This window comes from Arthrobacter sp. TJ-254, assembly GCF_058269175.1.
In genome coordinates this window covers 152,124-171,207 of the sequence record NZ_JBZCNF010000001.1, presented here as the reverse complement: position 1 = coordinate 171,207, position 19,084 = coordinate 152,124, and the positions used below count along the sequence as shown (strand labels likewise).

The window sequence follows — 19,084 nt, the reverse complement described above, 5'->3', positions numbered from 1 at the left end:
TCCCATTGAGCCTCCAATGTCCCACTGGCGGCGTTTCCGCGCGCCGCGGAAGCGCTGCGGGGCTGCTGCCCTGCAGAAGGAGGAAAACCGCTTCGGACCGATTCGGCCTGCCGCGGCGCTGCACGTTCGACGTGCTGGTAATTATAGTTCAAGATGACAACCCATGGCCGCGCTTGTTTCCCGAAGGACAGCATGAGCAACGATCCGCAGGACAGGCGTCCGGACAACACTTCCTGGCACCCTCCCGGAGGCCAGCCGCCGGCCGCACCGGGGCCCGCCGCGGGGTGGCCGGCGCCGGGCGTTCCGGCCGGGCCCGGCCCCCGGCCGGCCGGCACCCCCTGGGGCGAGTCCTGGGGCAGCGGGGCAAGCCGGTGGGGCGGGCTGCAGCCGGGCCCGCCGCAGCAGTCGGGGTATGTGGCTCCGCCGAAGCCGGGCGTTATTCCACTGCGGCCCCTCGGCCTCGGTGAGATCCTCGACGGCGCCTTCCAGGCGTGCCGCCGGAATCCCCTTTCCACCTTTGGAACGGCGATCCTTTTCCAGTCGTTCGTAGCCGTGGTCACGGTGCTGATGTCGACTGGCCTGATCACCAGCCTTGACCAGATCAACCCTGAGACGGCTTCGCCGGAGCAGCTCGGCGGCCTCCTTGCCTCACTCGCCTCCTTCACCACGGTCATCTCGGTTGTGTCGGGAGGGGCCCTGCTCGTCCTGCAGGGCGTGCTTGTCATTCCGGTGGCCCGCGCCGTGCTCAACCAGCGGACCGGGTTCGGCCAGCTGTGGCGGCTTTCGGCACGGCGGCTGCTGCCGCTGCTGCTGCTCGGAGTGATCGGCACCATCGCCTCGGCCCTTGTTGTCGGCGTGGTCGTCCTCATCGCCGTCGCCGCCGCCGCGGCAATGGAACTCTATTCGCTCTACATCATCATTCCGCTGGCCCTTGCTCTCGCCGCAGGTGCCGTCTGGGTCAGCATCAAGCTCGTGGTCGCACCCGCCGCACTCATGCTCGAAGGGACCGGCCCGATTCACTCGTTCCGGCGCTCGTGGAGCCTGACCCGCGGCAACTGGTGGCGGACATTCGGCATCCTGATCCTCACCAGCATCATGGTGTCGATCATCTCCACCGTGATTGCCACCCCCGTGTCCTTCCTCGTCACGGCGCTCTTCAGCTTTTCCGACGCCCCGGCGGCCTCCACGATGGATGCCCTCGACTCCCTTCCGGTGCTGCTGATCACCCAGGGCATCACCTCGTTCTTTGCCGCGATCGGCTACGCCTTCCAGGCGGGTGTGACGGCGCTGCTGTACATTGACTTGCGCATTCGCAGGGAAGGCTTCGACGTCGTGCTTATGAAGGAACACGAGCGTTCGGTGGACGGGGTGCCCGGCTTCCCCGCCGGCGGCACCGGGCAGTTCGGCGCGGCCGCGCCGGAGGGCCGGCGCGGCTGGGGCAACCCCGCATGAACCTTCCTGAAAACGGATCCCGCTGTCCGCGCGGCGGTGCGGCCCAATGATCCCTGCGCCGATCCATGCGCCGCACGCGGTCACGATGTCCACTGCCGGACCGGGCAGGGACGAGGCACGGCGGCTGCTGGAGGGCGAGTTGGCGAAGCCCGCCTATCGGGAGGCGCAGCCCTCGCTTCTGGATCAGGCCTTCCAGTCGGTCATTGACTGGTTCCTCGGGACGCTCTCCGAGGTGCGCTCCCTCGACGCCGGGCTCGGCACCGTCCTGCTGGCGGGCGGGATTTTCCTCGCTGTCGCAATCACCGCCGTACTCGTTGGGCGGCGCATCTCGCCGTCCGCCCGAGCCACCCGGCAGGTCTTCACGGGGTCGGACATCTCGACGGCGGCGGATCACCGCCGTCGTGCGGCGGAGGCCGCTGCGGCCCAGAACTGGAATGAGGCCCTCACCGAGCGGCTGCGGGCCGTGATCCGCGAAGCCGAGGAGCGGGTCATCCTCGACCGCCAGCCGGGACGGACGGCAACCGAGGCCTCCGACCAGCTCAGCGCCGTGTTCCCAGGCGCCGCCGCCGACATTGCCTGGCTCACCGAGCGGTTCAACGAGGTGGTTTACGGCGGCGCACGCGCCGGCCATGCCGACTGCACGCGGGCGGCTGCCCTTGATGCTTCCCTCCTTTCCAGTTCTCCTGCGCGTAGCTCGGCCACCGCCGGATTGGCGGCCCCGCGGTGACCCCGCGGCACGCGGCACGCGAGGATCCGACGGCCAGCGCTGCACCGGCCGGGCTCGCGCCTGCGGAAAACCCGGACCCCGCGCCGCCCGGGCCTGGACCGCAAGCCGGCGCCCTGGACGGCACCTCGAGGGCCGTACGGCGGCGGCTGCGGGGGGCGCGCACGGTCATCCTCCTTGGGTTGCTGATGGTAGGTGTGGTGGTCCTGGGCCTGCTCACGCGCGCCGACGCGCCCGCACCGCTCTCCCCCGCCAACGCCGCTCCCACCGGAGCGCGGGCGCTGGCACAGGTGCTGCAGGACCGTGGCGTCCGCGTGGTTGCTCCCGGCTCCCTTGCCGAAGCCGAGGAGGCCCTTCGAGCGGGCCCCGCGACCCTGTTCCTCCACGACCCGAACGGCTGGCTCAATGAGGATCAGCTCGGGCTCCTGAGCGCAGCTGCCCAGCGGAGGGTGCTTGCCGCGCCCTCGGAGGTTCAGCTGCGCTCCTTCGCGCCGGAAGTGGAACCGGCCGGCGCGGTCGATGACGGTGCGGCGCCGGCACCCGCGGACTGCCCGGTAGAGGAAGCCGCCACGGCGGGCACGATCAGTGCCGGCGGCCTGGCGTACACCGGCGGCACCGGATGTTTCACTGCGCCCACCCTGTCGGAAGAAACCGGTGCCTCCTACGTTGCATCGAAGGACGGGCGGACGGCGGTCCTTGGCTACCCCGAGATCCTCTCGAATGGCCGCATCACAGAGGAGGGCAACGCGGCGCTTGCGCTCGGCGCCCTCGGGCGCGACGCAACGCTGGTGTGGTACCAGCCGACCACCGCGGACCTCGCGGTGACAGGAACGCCCAGCGACCCGTTGAACCTGCTTCCGGGCTGGACGAACACCGTGATGCTGTGGCTGCTCGGATGCGCGTTCCTGGCGATGGTGTGGCGCGGCCGGCGGATGGGGCCGCTCGCCGCAGAGCCGCTTCCCGTGCTTGTCCGCTCCGCGGAGACCGCCGAGGGCCGTGCGCGCCTCTACCAGGACTCGCGGGCGGTGGCGCATGCCGCGGCAACCCTGCGGGCGGCCTCCCTGAGCCGGATTGCCGTCCGCCTGAGGCTGCCGCACACCGCCGCGCCCGCCGAGGTCATCGGCGCCGCCTCACGTGCCACGGGCCGCCCGCACGGGGACCTCGAACGCATGCTTGTAAGCTACGCCCCTCCCAATAACCGGGAACTGGTGCAGTTATCGCAGGAACTTCTCGAGCTGGAAAAGGAGATCATTTCCCAATGAATCAACAGTATGAGTGGGGGCGCAGTCCGGGCGCGCACGCCGCGGTCAGCACCGACGGTCCCGGAGCCAACGGCACCGGCGCCGGAGCCGCCGCACAAGGCCAGGGAGCGGATCCGGCACGCCGGGCGCTCCTGGCCGTGCGCTCCGAGGTGGGGAAAGCGATCGTGGGCCAGGACGCCGCGGTGACGGGCCTGCTGATCGCCCTGCTCTCCAACGGGCACGTGCTCCTCGAAGGCGTCCCGGGAGTGGCGAAGACCCTGCTGATCCGCACCCTTTCGGCGGCGCTGAGCCTTGACACCAAACGCGTGCAGTTCACGCCTGACCTCATGCCCGGAGATGTCACCGGGTCGCTGATCTACGAGGCGCGTACCTCCGAGTTCACCTTCCGGGAAGGGCCCGTCTTCACCAACATCCTGCTCGCCGACGAGATCAACCGGACCCCGCCCAAAACCCAGGCGTCGCTGCTCGAGGCGATGGAGGAGCGCCAGGTGTCGGTCGACGGCGTCTCCCGGGCCCTTCCCGATCCCTTCATCGTCGCCGCGACGCAGAACCCGGTGGAGTACGAGGGAACCTACCCCCTGCCCGAGGCCCAGCTTGACCGCTTCCTCCTGAAGCTGACCCTGCCGCTTCCCGGCCGCGACGACGAGATCGAAGTGATCCGGCGGCACAGCGAAGGATTCGATCCGCGGAACCTCGCCGGTGCCGGCGTCCGCGCGGTCGCCGGCCCCGCGGACCTTGAGCGGGCGCGCGCGGCGGTGCGCCGAGTGTCGATCGCGCCGGAGGTCCTCGCGTACATCGTGGACCTGGTCCGGGCAACGCGGGAGGCCCCTTCCTTCCAGCTCGGCGTCTCGCCGCGCGGGGCGACGGCGCTGCTCGCCACGTCACGGTCCTGGGCCTGGCTGTCGGGACGGGCGTTCGTCACTCCGGACGATGTCAAGGCGCTGACCCTTCCCGCCCTGCGCCACCGGGTCGCCCTGCGCCCCGAGGCGCAGATGGACGGGGTGAGCGCGGACGAGGTGCTCGCCGGGATCCTCGCCACCGTTCCGGTGCCGCGGTGAGAATTACCTCCGCCGGCTCGCCGTGTCCACCACGGGGCGGGTTGGCACATGGCTCTTAGCGGGCGCCTGCTGCTGTTGGCGCTCCTTGGGGTCCTTCCGATCGTGCTGTTTCCCGGCATCACGCCGCTGCTGGTCTGGTCCGGGTTGCTGGCCGCCGGGGTCGGGGTTGACCTGATGCTTGCGGCTTCGCCCCGGCGGGTGGGAGTTTCGCGCAGGATTCCCGAGAGCGTTCGCCTCGGTGAGCCCTGCACGAGCTCCCTGACCGTCGCGAACCACAATCGGCGGCGGCTGCGGGCGACAATCAGGGAGGCCTGGCAGCCCTCCGCGGGAGCGGTCAATCCCGAGCAGCGGCTCGCCGTGCCGGCCGGGGAGGCCCGGCTCCTCGAGGTCGCCCTGCGTCCGGAACGCCGCGGGCTGCTGGCGGTGACGGGCGTGACAATCCGCAGTGCCGGGCCGCTCGGGCTTGCGGCGCGGCAGGCTTCACTTCCGGCTCCCGGCAGCCTGCGGGTGCTCCCGCCCTTCCACTCCCAGCGGCACCTCGGGTCGAAGCTGCGCCGGCTGCGGGAACTCGACGGCCGCGCCGCCGTGCAGATCCGTGGAGCCGGCACGGAGTTCGACTCGCTGCGCGACTACGTGCGCGGCGACGACGTGCGCTCCATCGACTGGCGCGCCAGCGCCCGGCGCCGTGACACCGTGGTGCGCACCTGGCGCCCTGAACGGGACCGGCGAGTCGTCATCGTCCTTGACACCTCCCGGACCTCCGCCGCCCGCATCGCTGACGAGCCGCGCCTTGACACCGGAATCGAGGCGGCGCTGCTTCTCGGAGTGCTCGCCCAGCGCGGCGGTGACAAGGTCGATTTCCTTGCCTTCGACCGTCGGGTCCGGGCAAGGGTGAGCTCGGCGGCCAAGGACAACCTCCTCAACTCCCTGGTCCGGGCCATGGCCCCGTTGGAACCCGAACTGATCGAAGCCGACTGGTCCCGCCTTCCTGCCCAGATCCGCGCCGTCTCCCCCCACCGCGCCCTCGTCGTGCTGCTCACCTCCCTGGATTCCGGCGCCGCGGAGGAAGGCCTGCTCCCGGTGCTTCCCGGCCTCACGGCCCAGCACGCCGTGGTTGTTGCCTCGGTTCGGGACCCCCAGCTGAACGAGATGCGCGCGCAGCGCTCAACGGCCTCGGAAACGTACCGGGCCGCCGCCGCGGAACGGGCGCTGCTCGACCGCGAAGCCATGACGGCTGCCCTGACGGCCCTCGGCGCCGACGTGGTCGATGAGGATCCGCTTGACCTGCCGCCGCGCCTGGCGGACACCTACATCAGGCTCAAGGCGACCGGGCGGCTCTAAGGCGCGGCGGGCCGGCCCGTGGTTGACTTGAACGAGTGACTTGGCCGGACGACATGTGGGGCCCAGCGCGACAAGGGAGGCCCAATGGAAGCCGGTGCGATGAAATCTGTGTACCAGGAAGTGCTCGGCTCGGATTTCGGGCGGCTTCAGCCGGAACTGAGGGAGTATTTCGGGCTCCACACGGGAAGCGGCACCTACGGTGTGGGAACCGGGGAGTTCGACGTCGCGGGATCCCCGGCGTGGTTCACAAGGCCTGCGTTCCGGCTGACCGCCCTCGACAACGCGTTCTTTCCGGAATACGAAGGCCAGGTTCCGTTCACCATCGCCAACTACGCCCACACCGATCCGTTCGGCCGGCCCGCCCTGACGGCCCGCCGGGAGCTGCGCTTCCGAAAGGCGCTGCGGGTCTTCGAAGATACGACGGCGCTCCAAGACGGCCGGCTGACCGACTACGTGGGGTCCCGCCGCCGCATGGCGACAGCGCTTGAGTGCTCGGTGACCCCGGACGGGCGCATGCGCATGGTGTCCTCGCGGACCCGGGTGTTCGCCGGGATCCGGCTTCCCGTTCCCGACGCCGTCGGCGCCAAGGCATACATGGAGCAGTACTGGGACGAAGCCACGGGCCGCTTCCGCATTTCGACGCGCGTTGTGCACCGGCAGCTGGGCACCCTGCTCGTTTATGCCGGCAGCTTCGATTACGCCCTTGCCCCGTTTGACGGCGTCCTGCCCCCCGAGGTACGCCCGCTGCGGTGGGAGGGCCGCGTCTAGTCCCGTCGGCTTAGTTCTCGCTGAGCACCTGGGTGAGTGCGTCGGCAGTCTGGACCAGCCGCCCAAGGACCTTCCGCGCCTCACCGGGGGCCAGCGCGGCAAGACCTTCAACCGGAGCCACACTGACGCCAGCGAGCGCAGCCACCGAGAGCCCGACCCGCTGCCAGGGGTCAAGGACCCTCCGGACCAGGGCACTGACCTGGGGAAGGCCCGACCCCGGCTCGAGGATGCCCGCGCGGAGCGCCCTGCCCGACTCCACGGCCGCCGCGAGCACCTCCCACTGCCGATCCGACACCGCGGTGAAGGGCAGCCCCAGCACCTGGGCCGGGCTGGCGATCGCCGCTTCGAGCACGTCGTCACCCCCCGGCAGGGACAGGCTGAGGCGTGACGCCCCGGCCGCCGCCACGGCGTCGGCGACGAGGGTCCACGCGTCGGTCGCTTCCTGGCGGGGAAGGGCGCGGAGCGTGCGGTAGCCGCTGGCTGTGGGGATCCGTCCGGCCAGCACTTCCCGGGCTTCGGGCTCGTCAAGCTGGACCTCGAGTGCCGCACCGCGGGAGACGGCCGCCGCGCGCGCTGTCAGCGCTGCCGCTCCTGCCGCAAGCGAGGCATAGATCTCGCGCCGCGCCCCGGCGTCGAGGAGCGCCCGCTCCCCATTGTGAAGATGGACATTCGCCGCGACCGACAGCGGGCCGCGGAGGTGGAGCTTCAACCGGCGGGCGGGAAACTCCTCGGCGCCGGCGATATCGCCAAGGGCGTTCAGGTCCGAGGACAGCGCGGACTCGGCCCTTCGCTGATCCTTCCCCGGGCGGCCCGTCAACCGCCACCCATGCGGCTGAAGGTCGAAGGGAAGCTCGACCAGGACCCCGAGCGTGCGCCCGACAGGGTCGCTTCCCGGGCCGCGGTGGGGCAGCGAGGCAAGGAACGGCAGGTGCGGGTCGCCCAGTTCGCCGCGCACACTGCGGTGTGCCTCAAGCGGGTTGGTGCCCGGCCACTCGCCCAGCGCCGTCGCCGTGACCTGCGCCGCGCCGGCGTCAAGCGCCACTTGGACCGCCCTCGCTGCGCGTGCCGGGCTGGGCGTTGCGGGTATCGGAGATGGCCTGGTGGTGCCGGATGACCTCCGAGATGATGAAGTTGAGGAACTTCTCGGCGAAGGCCGGATCGAGGTTCGCTTCGGCTGCGAGCGCGCGAAGCCGGGCGATCTGAGCCGCCTCCCGGTCCGGATCCCCCGCGGGAAGCCGATGCTCGGCCTTGAGGTGCCCCACCCGTTGGGTGGCCTTGAAGCGCTCGGCAAGAAGATAGACAAGCGCGGCATCGATGTTGTCGATGCTGCTGCGCACGGCGAGCAGTTCGGTCATCACATGCGGCTCGATCTCGCCCGCCAGCGAGCTTGCCTCGGGATTGAAGGCGCGGGGCTGTTTGGTCATAACCTCAGTCAAGCAGATGGATTTCCCAGCGAAGAACCGTGTCGGCGCCGGGCTGCGGGCCCGGCAGCCTCCACGTCAGCTTCCCGCTGCTGCCAGTTCCGGCCGCAGGGCCGACCGCGCCGAGTCGATCGTCGCCTGGCCCAGCACGCGGATTCCCTGGTAGAGGACAACCGTCTGGCCGGGCGCCACGCCGCGCATCGGCTCGATCAGCCGCACGACAAGCTCCTGCCGGCCGTCCTGGCCGGATTCGACCCAGGCCCGGGCCGCGACGGGGTCGCCGTGTGCACGGACCTGCGCCATGCACTCGAATGCCTCGCCGGCTTCGACCTCGCCGATCGGCAGGCCCGCCCACGAGACCTTGATGCCGCGCATCTCGTCGATCGCGAGCATCTGCTCGGGTCCGACGACGACGGTGTTGTCCTTGGGCCGGATCTCGAGGACGAAGCGCGGCTTGCCGTCGGCGGCCGGCCGGCCCAGCTTCAGGCCCTTGCGCTGACCCACGGTGAAGGCGTTCGCCCCGGGGTGGCTGCCGATCTTGGTGCCGTCGACGTCGAGGATGTCGCCCTCGCTGAGGTCGATGCGCTCCTCAAGCCAGCCGCGTGTGTCGCCGTCGGGGATGAAGCAGATGTCGTGGCTGTCGGGCTTGTTGGCAACGGACAGCCCGCGCCGCTCGGCTTCGGCGCGCACCTCGGCCTTTGACGGAGTCTCCGCCAGCGGGAACATCGAATGCTTAAGCTGCTCGTGGGTGAGCACGCCGAGCACGTAGGACTGGTCCTTCGCCCAGTCAGCGGCACGGTGAAGCTCCGGGTTGCCGTCGGCGTCCTCGATGACCTTGGCGTAGTGGCCGGTGCACACGGCGTCGAAGCCGAGCGCTATCGCCTTCTCAAGCAGGGCGGCGAACTTGATCCGCTCGTTGCACCGCATGCAGGGGTTCGGCGTGCGCCCCGCTGCGTACTCGGCGATGAAGTCGTCGACGACGTCTTCCTTGAAGCGCTCCGAGAAGTCCCACACATAGTAGGGAATCCCGAGGATGTCGCAGGCCCGCCAGGCATCCCGGGAGTCCTCGATGGTGCAGCAGCCGCGGCTGCCGGTGCGGAGGGTGCCCGGCATGCGCGAAAGTGCGAGGTGGACGCCGACGACGTCGTGGCCGGCGTCGACCGCACGGGCCGCGGCAACGGCCGAGTCAACGCCGCCGCTCATTGCTGCAAGTACCTTCATGATGAAAAACCTGTTCCTGCTGTCTGGATGGATGATGCATGGCCCGCCATTCCTGCCTTGCGGGCGCGTTCGTAAGCTTCGGGAAGGGCGGCCAGGAGCGCCTGGACGTCCTCGCGCGTTGATGTGTGCCCCAGGGTGAAGCGTTGGGCGCCCCGGGCTTCGTCTTCGGTCAGGCCCATGGCCAGGAGCACGTGGGAGGGCCGAGGCACACCTGCTGTGCAGGCCGAGCCCGTCGAGGACTCAACGCCCGCGAGGTCCAGCAGGAACAGCAGGGAATCGCCCTCGCACCCGGGAAAGGTGAAGTGGGCGTTGCCGGGGAGCCGAAGCCCCTCCCCCGCGTCCGGGGGGACCCCGCGCAGCACGGCGCCGGGAACGGCCGTGCGGACGCCGTCAATGAGGAGGTCGCGCAGTGCGCCGATGCGCTCGGCTTCCTCGGGCAGGTGCCGCACCGCGTCCTCGGCGGCGGCGGCAAATGCAGCGGCTCCCGGGGCGTCGAGGGTTCCGGAGCGGATGTCGCGCTCCTGCCCGCCGCCGTGCTGAATCGGCGTGAGTTTCACCGCGCGGCCAACGAACAGCGCGCCTATGCCCACCGGCCCGCCGATCTTGTGGCCGCTCACCGCCATCGTGGCCAGCCCCGACTCGGCGAAGGAGATGGGAAGCGACCCGAAGGCCTGGACGGCGTCGGAATGGACCGGCACCTGGAAGTCGGCCGCGGCCCCGGTGATTTCCGCGATTCTCTGGACCGTACCCACCTCGTTGTTGGCCCACATGACCGTCACAAGCGCCACCGAACCGGGGTCCGCGGCCAGTTCCGCGCGCAGCGCGTGGACTGAGACGACGCCCTGGGCGTCGACGGGCAGCCAGGTGACGCGGGCCCCTTCGTGGCGCTCGAGCCATTCGACGGCGTCGAGCACCGCGTGGTGTTCGACCGGCGAAGCGAGAATGCGCACCCGCCGGGCGTCCTCGCTCCGGCGCGCCCAGTACAGGCCCTTGACCGCGAGGTTGTCCGCTTCGGTGCCTCCAGAGGTGAAAATCACCTCGGAGGGGTGGGCGCCGGCCGCCCGGGCAAGTGTTTCGCGCGAGTCTTCGACGCTGCGCCGGGCACGCCGGCCGGAGCCGTGCAGCGAGGAGGGATTTCCGCTGCGGCTGAGTTCGGAGGTGAGTGCGGCGAGCGCTGGCGCCGAAATTGGCGTGGTCGCCGCGTGGTCCAAATACACGGGCATCCCTCGATTCTACCGGCGCGCCGCCGATGCGCCGATTCGCGGGCCGTCCGTCCTTCCCGTCCGGCACCGCAGGGCGTTTTCCAACCCCGCACCGGGCCGGCTCTGGTAGAAATAGCGGGTGGACAGTCAAGCCGTGGCTCCTCCCCCGCCCGCGATGTTCCTGCCGCGCTTTCGACACCCCGTGCACGTGTTCGGGTCGAAGGCGTTCGACTTCAGCCGGCGGGTCGCGCTCATGGCGATCATCAACCGCACCCCCGACTCGTTCTACGACGGGGGTGAGACCTTCGGGCTTTCCGCGGCGGTCAGGGCCTCCCTCAGGGCCGTCGAGGACGGAGCGGACTGGATCGACATCGGGGGCGTTCCGTTCGCCCCCGGCACTCCCGTTCCGGCCGCCGAGGAGGCCGCGCGCATCGTTCCGGTGATCGCGGCGGTCAGGGCCGTGTCGGACGTGGTCATCTCCGCCGACACGTTCCACCCGTCTGTCGCAGCCGCGGCCCTCGAAGCGGGGGCGAACGTGGTCAACGACACAACCGGGCTGCGAAATCCCGACCTCGCCGCGGTGGTGGCCGAACACGGGGCGCATCTGGTCATCACCCACAGCCTCGCCCAGCCGCGCACGGTGTATCCGCGGCCGCATTATGAGGACGTCATCGCCGACGTCGTCGACTTCCTGCTGCGGAAGGTGGACCAGGCGGTAACGCTCGGGGTTGCCGAGGACCGCATCCTGATCGACCCGGGCCACGACCTCAACAAGAACACCCTCCATTCCCTGGAGATCACCCGCCGCTTTTCCGAGATCGCAGGGCTCGGCTATCCCACGCTTGCCGCCGTATCCAACAAGGACTTCATCGGGGAGACCCTCGACCTTCCAAAGCAATCACGGGTTGAGGGCTCCCTTGCCGCGGCGGTCATCTGCATCCTCGGCGGCGCACGGGTGATCCGCATGCACAACGTTGCTGCAGCACGCTCGGCCATCCAGCTCACCGAGGCCGTCCTCGGCTGGAGGCAGCCGGCGTACCTCCGCCACAACATGGGCGAACACAACGGGCCGGCGGCGCACTGATGGAGGCCTTCGTTCCGCACAGTCCCGGACCCCTCACCGAGGCGGACCTCCAGCGGCTTTACGCCTACCCCGACGCGCCCGGGCCCGTGATCCGGTTCAACTTCATCGCCGCCGCCGATGGTGCCGCAACCGCCGGCGGGCTTACCGCGGGCCTGGGGAATGCCGGTGACCGCCGCATCTTCGCGCTCCTGCGCGAACTCGCCGACGTCATCCTGGTCGGAGCGGGAACCGTGAGGTCCGAGGGGTACGCGGGGAACCTCGTCGGCGACGACGCCCGCGCCCGCCGCGGGCATCGAGGCCTCGCCCCGCACCCCTCGGTCGCCGTGATCTCCGGCTCCCTCGACCTTGACCCCGCGGGAAGGTTCTTTGCGGCACCGCCCGTCCGACCGCTGATCCTGACCTGCGAGGCGGCCGACCCGCTGAGGCGGCGGGCCCTGGAGGCCGTGGCGGAGGTGGTGGACTGCGGCACCGAGACGCTCGAGGTTGCACGGCTCGTCAGCGCCCTGGGCGAGCGCGGCCTCACGCGGGTTCTGTGCGAGGGGGGCCCGTCGGTCCTTGGCTCCTTCACGGCCGCGCAGGCGGTGGACGAGCTCTGCCTTTCGATCAGCCCGCTGCTGGTCGGCGGTGAGGGCCCGCGGATCTCCATGGGCGGAAGGACGGGACCAGCCCAGGCCCTTACCCTCGCGTCGCTGCTGCACGAGGACTCGGCCCTTTATGCGCGGTATGTGCGGGCGGGGTGAGGACGCCGCACATTCGGGCTCCGGGGGGCCGCTCGGGTGTTTGGCGCAGCGCCCTTCGGCGGCTTAAGGTCAGGCAGGAGCACCTCGGCCGGAATGAACCGCCGGGTGAACCGTTAAGTGAGACAGCAGAGACAACCCGTTCATTGAGCCAGCCCGCGGAGCGCCCGTTCCCCGCAGGCGAGCCCCGGCGCAGGAACCAGCACAAAGGAAGGCGTGAGATGCCTGAACCGTCGGAGCGGTCCTACTACGACATTTTGGGCCTTGCCCCCGGAGCCACCGCCAAACAGGTGAAGGACGCCTACCGCCGTGCGGCGCGCAGGGCCCATCCCGACCTCGGCGGAAACGCCGAACTGTTCCACTCGGTCGCCGTCGCCTACGAGACGCTCAATGACCCGGTCAGGCGCCAACGCTACGACAAGGGAACCGGCCAGGAGACCCCGAGGCGGTTCGGCGCCGACGGCGGCGCACCCGGTGCGGGAAGCCCGGCAGGGCCCGCCCCGGCGGTAAACAACGACGCCTACCAGCGCCCGCCCGAATACGTCCCGCCCTTTTCACCGGGTCGACCGCCCGTGGTTCCGCTGCTCCTGGCCGGCCGGCAGTCCCACGGATCGCCGCGCCAGCCCGGACTGTTCGCGAGGCTTGGAGCCGGCACCCGCTCCCGGCTCGACGGTGAAGCGCGGACTGCCGGGCTGATCGAGACCGCCCTCCTCCCCTCGTTCCCTGCGGCACGGCTGGTGAACGGCCTTGAATTCGGCAAGAGCTCCGCCGCCGCCGGGCACGCCCTGCTCGCCGGGTACCGGATGGCCGTGATCGACTCGTTCACCGCCTCCCCCGGCAACTTCAATTGGGATGGCCGCACCCTTCGCCACCAAGGCCGCCAGGTGCCCGGACTGCGGATCCAGGGGATGGTCGGCGCGGTGCAGGAACTGTTCCCTGAATGCAATGTCAGCGGCTGGATCGTGATCCACGGAGCACCGGACAATCCCTTCGACCCGGTGATCGACGTTCCGCCCGGGTTCGACCGCACTGCGACCTCCATGGTGCAGGTGGTCAACGCCGGAACAGCGGTCCGCTCGCTCAGGGCGTTCCTCGCCTCCGGGCCACAGCCCTACGTGGTGCAGCTTCCCGTCCTGGGACGGCTGATCGGCGCGGCCGCGGGCTAGGATGGACCGGTGTTCCGTATCCTCTTCCATTCCCCCGAAATTCCGGGCAATACCGGCAACGCAATCCGCCTTGCCGCCGTCGCCGGTGCGGAGCTGCACCTCGTAGAGCCACTTGGCTTCAGCCTCGAAGATTCGAAACTGCGCCGGGCGGGCCTGGACTACCACGACCTCACCGTGCTCCACGTGCACCGCGACCTGGAGAGCGCGTGGGCCGCGCTGCAGCCGGAGCGGGTTTTCGCCTTCACCTCCCAGGGCGAGGTCTCCTACACCGACATCCAGTACCGGGCCTCCGATGTGCTCCTGTTCGGCCCGGAGTCGGTGGGCCTGGCCGAAGAGGTCAAGCACGACCCCCACGTCACCGCGAGGGTGCGCGTGCCGATGCTCGCCTCGCGGCGTTCGCTCAACCTGGCCAACACCGCATCAATCGCCCTCTATGAGGCCTGGCGCCAGCACGACTTCGCCGGCGCCGTCCGCTGACCGATCTAGGAGCCAGAAAATGACCCCCCGCCATGCATCGGCCGCACCCGACCAGGGCGCAGAGGATTTCGAGCAGCTCGCCCCCGCCCTGTGGAATCCCATCGGCAACGCCGTTGTGGCGGCGGCCGACGTGCTGCTCGGCGAGCGGATTCTTGACGCCTGGGCAGGGACCGGCGCGGGCACCATCCCCGCGTCGCAGCTTGCGGGGCCGGACGGGTTCGTCGACGCCGTCGACCCGTCATCGGCGATGCTTGAACTCGCGCGGGGGAAGGCCGAGGCAATGAACCTTCACAACGTTCGTTTCACTGTCGCCGACCCCTCCGACTGGCGCACCGACGCCCCCTACGATGCCGTCCTGTGCTGCTACGGGCTCTTCCTCGTTGCCGACATGGCAGCGACGACGTCGCGCATCGCGTCGCTGCTTCGCCCGGGGGGCCGGTTCGCCATGAGCACCTGGGACGAGGGAACCGTCAGCGAGTTCGAGGACCATCTCCTTGAGGCATGTGCGGCCGAGCAGGAGGACCCGTCCCGCCCTGAACTCCCGGCGTTCGCGGCGAACTGGCAGCGGCTGGCATCCGAGGAAAAGCTTGGCGCATGGCTCACCGGGCACGGCTTCAGCGAAACGATGGTGCAGCGGGTCCCGCTGTCCGTCCCGCTTGAGCCGGCCATGGCGTGGTCCCTTGCCCTGGGCAGCGGCTACCGCACTGTGCTTCCCCAGGAACCGCAGGCTCTGGAGCGGGTGCGCACCCGTCTTCTGGAGAGCCTCGGGGAGAACTTCGTGCTCCAGGCCGATTCCCTCGTGGCCGTCGCCCGCACCGCGGAGTAAGGATCGGCAGGGGCCGGCCCCATCCGCCGCCCCCGGCACTCCGAATACCTTATGTCAGCAACGCCCGCTGCAATTCGGCGGGGAAGCGATCCCACCGCAGAAGCGCGGCCGGCGTATCTGAATCGGAATTCCGGAGCACTTTGAGCAGGGTGGGTGATGGAGTGAGTCAACTAGTGCATCGTGTGCGCAGTGCGCCATGCGCATACAGCCGTTTTGTACCGGCTCCCGGCAATCGCGCTTTATGCTTGGACTCTATGGACACGCCACGAGTAAGCCGGACCGGCCCCGGGGGGCGCGCAGCGAGGGGACTCGACGAGGCGTCCACCGCCGAGCCCACCCTGACGGAACTCCTCCAACGCATCGCGCAGCAGGACACCGGCGCGTTCGCTGCCTTCTACGAGCAGACCTCCCGGCGGGTCTATGGCCTGGCTCGGCGCGTGCTCATCGACCCCGACCTCAGCGAAGACGCTACCCAGGAGGTCTACCTTCAGGTGTGGAACAGCGCCGGCCGGTTCGATCCCGCCGTCGGCAGCCCCATGGCATGGCTCATGACCCTCGCCCACCGCCGTGCCGTGGACAAGGTCCGCTCCGAGCAGAGCTCCACGGACCGCGAGGCCCGGTACGGCGCGGCAATGCAGACCCCCGACCACGATGACGTGGTCGACACAGTGACCCAGCGGCTCGAAGCCGAGACCGTGGTCAGGTGTCTTGAATCCCTCACCGACACCCAGCGGGAATCGGTGAAGCTCGCCTATTACGGCGGGCTCACATACCGGGAAGTCGCAGAGAAGCTCGGCGTTGCCGTGCCCACCATCAAGTCGAGGATCCGCGACGGATTACTCCGGCTCAAGGCATGCCTGGGAGTGAGCTAAGGTGCAGGACAAGGATATGAACAAACAATTCGCCGATGATCTCCATCAGGATCTTGAGCGGGGCAACGTCCTCGAGTGGGCGGAACTGTACGCCCTCGACGCCGTCACCGATGAGGAACGCCGTTCGATCGAAGCGTTCCTCGCGGATTCCGATCCCGCGCTCCGCCGTTCGTTCGACGAGCGCGTGCGGTCCGGCCGCGAGGCGATCACCCAGGCCTATGCGCTCCAGGAGGAAGAGCCCCCTGCGGGCCTGCTCGACCGGATCCTCGACCAGCTTCCCGGCCCCCAGGGCACAGGCCAGGAGCCCCCTGCCGGAACCGGAGCCACACCGGCGCCGCCCATCGACGAACTCGCCCAGCGGCGACGCCGCCGACTGCCCGGAGCCCGCTGGCTCCTCGCGGCCGCCGCGGCCGCCGTCGTGGCCGTTGGCGGCGTGACTGTGGCCCAGAACCTTGACCAGCCCTCCGTGCAGGACGAGGTGCTTTCAGCCTCCGATGTGCGCCAGGATGAGTTCACCATCCCCGCAGGCGGCACTGCCGGGCTGGCGGTGTCGCGGGAGGAGAACGCGGCAGTCGTGACGCTGAAGGGAGTACCGGCGCCCCCCGAGGGATCGGTCTACCAGATGTGGCGCCTGCCCGCCGACGGTTCCGCGCCCGTCTCGGTTGGAACGATGACCGCCGAGGATGTCTCGGGAACGAAGATCACCGAGGTCGAGGGAATTGTCACCGACCGCGCCCTGGCGATTACGGTTGAGCCGGCCGGCGGCTCCGCTGCGCCGACCCTGCCCGCCGTCGCGGAGATCCCCTTCCAGACGTGAGCGGCCCGGGAGGGCCCGGCGGATCCGGAACGGCTCAACCCGGTGGCTAGAACCCGGCGATCGTCTGCTCGGTATTGACTGCCACTGCGTGGAACACCTCTGCGCTGCGTCCGGCGGGCAGCCCGCCCCGTGCCCCGTAGCTTTGGAGGATCTGGCGCACGGCTGCGTCCATCCGCTCCGGGTCCGGGTGCTGGCTGGCATGGACCCGGATTGCCGCAAGCTTCTGCTCAACATGGTCGGTGATGTCGACGAAGGTGTTCTCCAAGGCGTCCGGGCCGCCATAGAACCAAAGCCACGGCACCCGGAATGCCTGCAGGCCCGCCGCCGCGAGGTCGGGGAACGCAAAAGGGTTCTCCGCAGCCGGATACACGGCCCGGGTTACGGCCTCGCCGCACGCGAGGTGGTCGGGGTGGCTTTTCTGGATCCGGTCCCAGTTCCGCTCCGGGTGCATTGACAGGACGACGTCCGGCCGGACTTCGCGGATGAGGGCGACGATCGCCCTCACCACGGGCTCGCTGGGCTGCAGATACCCGTCCCGCTCCCCCAGGAATGTCACCGAGGTGACGCCGACCAGGCCTGCGGCAGCACGCTGCTCGGCGCGCCGTGTCTCAAGGATCTCGGGGCGGTCCTTTTCGGCGAACCCGCCGGCGTCGCCGTCGGTGAGGATGCAGTAGCGCACGTCCACCCCAGCCGCGGTCCAGGCGGCGATGGTTCCCGCGGCGCCGAAGTCGAGATCGTCCGGGTGGGCACCAAAGCACAGGACCCGCCGGACAGAGCCGGAGACCGGGTTGTACACGGCCACGTCAGCCCTTCCGTTTCCGGATTTCCTCGGTGGCCTGGGGCAGGACCGTGAACAGGTCTCCAACGATCCCGAAGTCGGCGATCTCGAAGACCGGTGAATCGGCGTCCTTGTTGACGGCCACGATAACCTTCGCGGTCTGCATTCCCGCCTTCTGCTGAACGGCGCCGGAAATGCCGGCGGAGATGTAAAGCTGGGGTGAAACCGTCTTGCCGGTCTGCCCGATCTGCGCTGAATGTTCGATCCATCCGGCGTCGGTCGCGGCCCGCGACGCCCCAACCGCTCCGCCGAGGACGTCGGCGAGTTCCTCAAGGGGCCCGAAGTCGCCGTTCACGCCACGGCCGCCCGCAATCACGACCCTGGCTTCGGCGAGGTCGGGGCGTCCGGTGGCGGGCTTCTCAACGCGCCCGGTGATGCGTGCGGCGGCCGCCGGCGGCTGCACCGCGACGGAGACCAGCTTCGGGGACGAGGGCAGTCCGGCTTCGACCGCCTCAAAGGTGTTGGGTTTCACCGTCAGGATGGGAACCCCGGAGGTGACCTTCGCCTGCACCGTGTAGGACCCGGCAAACACCGACTTCGTCGCTGTGAGATCCGGGGCGACGTTGACGACATCGGTGATGACCCCGGAATTGAGCCGGATACCCACCCGTGCCGCAATCTCCTTTGCCTCATAGGAGTTGCCGAGCAAAATCGCGCCCGCGCCCGACTGCCGCGCTGCCTCGGCCAGGAACGCGGCCTTGCCCGCCACGAGGGTGTCCGCGAGCGCAGGGTCCTCGGGCACGTAGGCGAGGGCGACGCCGTAGGAACCGACGCCGTCAAGGTAGGGCTGGTCCGCCGTGGTGGGCATCGCCACCGCGGGCTCCCCGAGGGAGGCTGCGAGCGAAAGCAGTTCACGCTCGCTCTTGGAGAGCACCGCCCCGCGGTCGTCGAGGAATACAAGTACCGTAGCCATCGTGCGGCCTCCTGAAGGAAATGTTGGGGTCGGCTGCAGCCGGCCTAGAGAAGCTTCTGCCCGGCGAGGAAGTCAACGAGCCGCAGGCCCGCGTCGCCCTCGTCCGTTATCACAATGCCCTGCGTGCGCGGTGGCCGCGGGCTGGCGGACTGGACGGCGGTCCACGAACCGGCGAGGCCTACATCGTCCGGCGTCAGCCCCACGTCGGCGAGGGCCAGGGTGCGGATCGGCTTTTTCTTCGCCGCCATGATGCCCTTGAAGTTCGGGTAGCGGGGCTCATTGATCTGATCGGTCACCGAAACGAGTGCAGGAAGGGACGTTTCCAGGGTCTCCGAGTAGGAATCGCCGTCCCGGCGGGCGGTGAGCCTCCAGCCGGAGTCGTCCCGGGCTACCTCGAGGGTTGAGGCGAAGGTGACCTGCGGAAGCTCAAGGCGCTCGGCAAGCTGCGCCGGGACCAGGGACGTCTCGCCGTCGGTGGAAGCCATCCCGGTGATCACCAAGTCGAACCCGCCGAGGTGGCGCAGCAGGGCGGCAAGGGCCAGTGACGTCGCCGCCGCGTCGGAGCCTGCGAGGGCGTCGTCCGCGAGGTGCACGCCCTCGTGGGCGCCGATCTGCAGGGCTTTCTTGACAGCGGACACCGCCGCTGCCGGGCCCATTGTGACGGCGGTGATCCGGTGGTCGCCGGCTCCGCCCTGATCCTTCTCAGCGAGCTGCAGCGCAGCCTCGAGTGCATACTCGTCGAGTTCCGAGAGGATGCTTTCGGAGCGCTGGGTGGTGTTGTGCTCGCCGCCGATGTGCCGGTCGAACTGTGCGTCGGGCACATGTTTGACCAGGACGGCGATGTTCAGTCCCGCAGCGTCAACTCCAGCGGCCTGGGCCTCGTCCATGGGTCCCTTTCTGATCGG

20 protein-coding genes are annotated in these 19,084 nt (G+C 69.7%); 13 read left to right on the top strand and 7 right to left on the bottom strand.

Annotated features, from left to right (window positions below; genetic code table 11):
* Window positions 1-192 precede the first annotated feature (192 nt).
* The 6 genes from AC4D14_RS00810 to AC4D14_RS00785 all read left to right on the top strand — a co-directional run bounded on the left by AC4D14_RS00810 (window position 193) and on the right by AC4D14_RS00785 (window position 6,605).
* Window positions 193-1,452, top strand: a complete 1,260-nt coding sequence (locus AC4D14_RS00810; protein WP_490899670.1) for a DUF7847 domain-containing protein — start codon at window positions 193-195, stop codon at window positions 1,450-1,452.
* A 46-nt stretch (window positions 1,453-1,498) separates the two neighbouring features.
* Window positions 1,499-2,179: a DUF4129 domain-containing protein gene (locus AC4D14_RS00805; RefSeq protein ID WP_490899669.1), complete on the top strand. Its 681-nt coding sequence runs from the start codon at window positions 1,499-1,501 to the stop codon at window positions 2,177-2,179.
* Window positions 2,176-3,438 (top strand): DUF4350 domain-containing protein, encoded by a 1,263-nt coding sequence (locus tag AC4D14_RS00800; protein ID WP_490899668.1) that lies wholly within the window; start codon window positions 2,176-2,178, stop codon window positions 3,436-3,438. The genes AC4D14_RS00805 and AC4D14_RS00800 overlap by 4 nt, the downstream gene beginning before the upstream one ends.
* Window positions 3,435-4,496 (top strand): AAA family ATPase, encoded by a 1,062-nt coding sequence (locus tag AC4D14_RS00795; RefSeq protein WP_490899667.1) that lies wholly within the window; start codon window positions 3,435-3,437, stop codon window positions 4,494-4,496. The genes AC4D14_RS00800 and AC4D14_RS00795 overlap by 4 nt, the downstream gene beginning before the upstream one ends.
* Window positions 4,497-4,544: 48 nt before the next feature.
* Entirely contained in the window at window positions 4,545-5,837 is a 1,293-nt protein-coding gene (locus AC4D14_RS00790; protein WP_490899666.1) for a DUF58 domain-containing protein, read from the top strand.
* Between the two features lie 99 nt (window positions 5,838-5,936).
* Window positions 5,937-6,605: a DUF4166 domain-containing protein gene (locus tag AC4D14_RS00785; protein ID WP_490899665.1), complete on the top strand. Its 669-nt coding sequence runs from the start codon at window positions 5,937-5,939 to the stop codon at window positions 6,603-6,605.
* Between the two features lie 10 nt (window positions 6,606-6,615).
* On the opposite strand, the gene AC4D14_RS00780 is transcribed toward AC4D14_RS00785, so the two are convergent.
* From AC4D14_RS00780 to AC4D14_RS00765, 4 genes are all read right to left on the bottom strand, one after another.
* The gene (locus tag AC4D14_RS00780) at window positions 6,616-7,647 is read right to left on the bottom strand and encodes a uroporphyrinogen decarboxylase/cobalamine-independent methonine synthase family protein (RefSeq protein WP_490899664.1); all 1,032 of its coding nucleotides are present in this window, start codon (window positions 7,645-7,647) and stop codon (window positions 6,616-6,618) included.
* Window positions 7,637-8,029, bottom strand: coding sequence for a chorismate mutase (locus AC4D14_RS00775; protein ID WP_490899663.1), 393 nt, complete (start codon window positions 8,027-8,029; stop codon window positions 7,637-7,639). Before AC4D14_RS00775 ends, AC4D14_RS00780 begins: the two co-directional genes overlap by 11 nt.
* 75 nt (window positions 8,030-8,104) lie before the next feature.
* The gene (mnmA, locus tag AC4D14_RS00770; RefSeq protein WP_490899662.1) at window positions 8,105-9,247 is read right to left on the bottom strand and encodes a tRNA 2-thiouridine(34) synthase MnmA; all 1,143 of its coding nucleotides are present in this window, start codon (window positions 9,245-9,247) and stop codon (window positions 8,105-8,107) included.
* Entirely contained in the window at window positions 9,244-10,470 is a 1,227-nt protein-coding gene (locus AC4D14_RS00765; RefSeq protein WP_490899661.1) for a cysteine desulfurase family protein, read from the bottom strand. The genes mnmA and AC4D14_RS00765 overlap by 4 nt, the downstream gene beginning before the upstream one ends.
* Window positions 10,471-10,624: 154 nt before the next feature.
* Between AC4D14_RS00765 and folP the strand changes: the two genes are divergently transcribed.
* From folP to AC4D14_RS00730, 7 genes are all read left to right on the top strand, one after another.
* Window positions 10,625-11,533 carry a dihydropteroate synthase gene (gene folP / locus AC4D14_RS00760; protein ID WP_490900464.1) on the top strand — a complete coding sequence of 303 codons (909 nt, stop codon included), beginning with the start codon at window positions 10,625-10,627 and terminating at the stop codon, window positions 11,531-11,533.
* Window positions 11,533-12,273, top strand: coding sequence for a pyrimidine reductase family protein (locus tag AC4D14_RS00755; protein ID WP_490899660.1), 741 nt, complete (start codon window positions 11,533-11,535; stop codon window positions 12,271-12,273). Before folP ends, AC4D14_RS00755 begins: the two co-directional genes overlap by 1 nt.
* A 218-nt stretch (window positions 12,274-12,491) precedes the next feature.
* Window positions 12,492-13,436: a J domain-containing protein gene (locus AC4D14_RS00750; RefSeq protein WP_490899659.1), complete on the top strand. Its 945-nt coding sequence runs from the start codon at window positions 12,492-12,494 to the stop codon at window positions 13,434-13,436.
* A gap of 9 nt (window positions 13,437-13,445) precedes the next feature.
* Entirely contained in the window at window positions 13,446-13,913 is a 468-nt protein-coding gene (locus tag AC4D14_RS00745) for a tRNA (cytidine(34)-2'-O)-methyltransferase (RefSeq protein ID WP_490899658.1), read from the top strand.
* 19 nt (window positions 13,914-13,932) lie between these two features.
* On the top strand, window positions 13,933-14,739 hold the full coding sequence (locus AC4D14_RS00740; protein ID WP_490899657.1) for a class I SAM-dependent methyltransferase: 807 nt from the start codon (window positions 13,933-13,935) through the stop codon (window positions 14,737-14,739).
* Window positions 14,740-14,993: 254 nt separating this feature from the next.
* Window positions 14,994-15,611: an ECF RNA polymerase sigma factor SigK gene (gene sigK, locus AC4D14_RS00735; RefSeq protein ID WP_490899656.1), complete on the top strand. Its 618-nt coding sequence runs from the start codon at window positions 14,994-14,996 to the stop codon at window positions 15,609-15,611.
* 16 nt (window positions 15,612-15,627) lie between these two features.
* Window positions 15,628-16,428, top strand: a complete 801-nt coding sequence (locus AC4D14_RS00730) for an anti-sigma factor (RefSeq protein WP_490899655.1) — start codon at window positions 15,628-15,630, stop codon at window positions 16,426-16,428.
* 46 nt (window positions 16,429-16,474) lie between these two features.
* On the opposite strand, the gene AC4D14_RS00725 is transcribed toward AC4D14_RS00730, so the two are convergent.
* Genes AC4D14_RS00725 through AC4D14_RS00715 form a run of 3 tightly spaced genes read right to left on the bottom strand, consistent with a single transcriptional unit; the run spans window position 16,475 to window position 19,066 of the window.
* Window positions 16,475-17,230 (bottom strand): PIG-L deacetylase family protein, encoded by a 756-nt coding sequence (locus AC4D14_RS00725; protein ID WP_490899654.1) that lies wholly within the window; start codon window positions 17,228-17,230, stop codon window positions 16,475-16,477.
* Between the two features lies 1 nt (window position 17,231).
* Window positions 17,232-18,179, bottom strand: coding sequence for an electron transfer flavoprotein subunit alpha/FixB family protein (locus AC4D14_RS00720; RefSeq protein ID WP_490899653.1), 948 nt, complete (start codon window positions 18,177-18,179; stop codon window positions 17,232-17,234).
* A 44-nt stretch (window positions 18,180-18,223) separates the two neighbouring features.
* Window positions 18,224-19,066: an electron transfer flavoprotein subunit beta/FixA family protein gene (locus AC4D14_RS00715; RefSeq protein WP_490899652.1), complete on the bottom strand. Its 843-nt coding sequence runs from the start codon at window positions 19,064-19,066 to the stop codon at window positions 18,224-18,226.
* Window positions 19,067-19,084 lie beyond the last annotated feature (18 nt).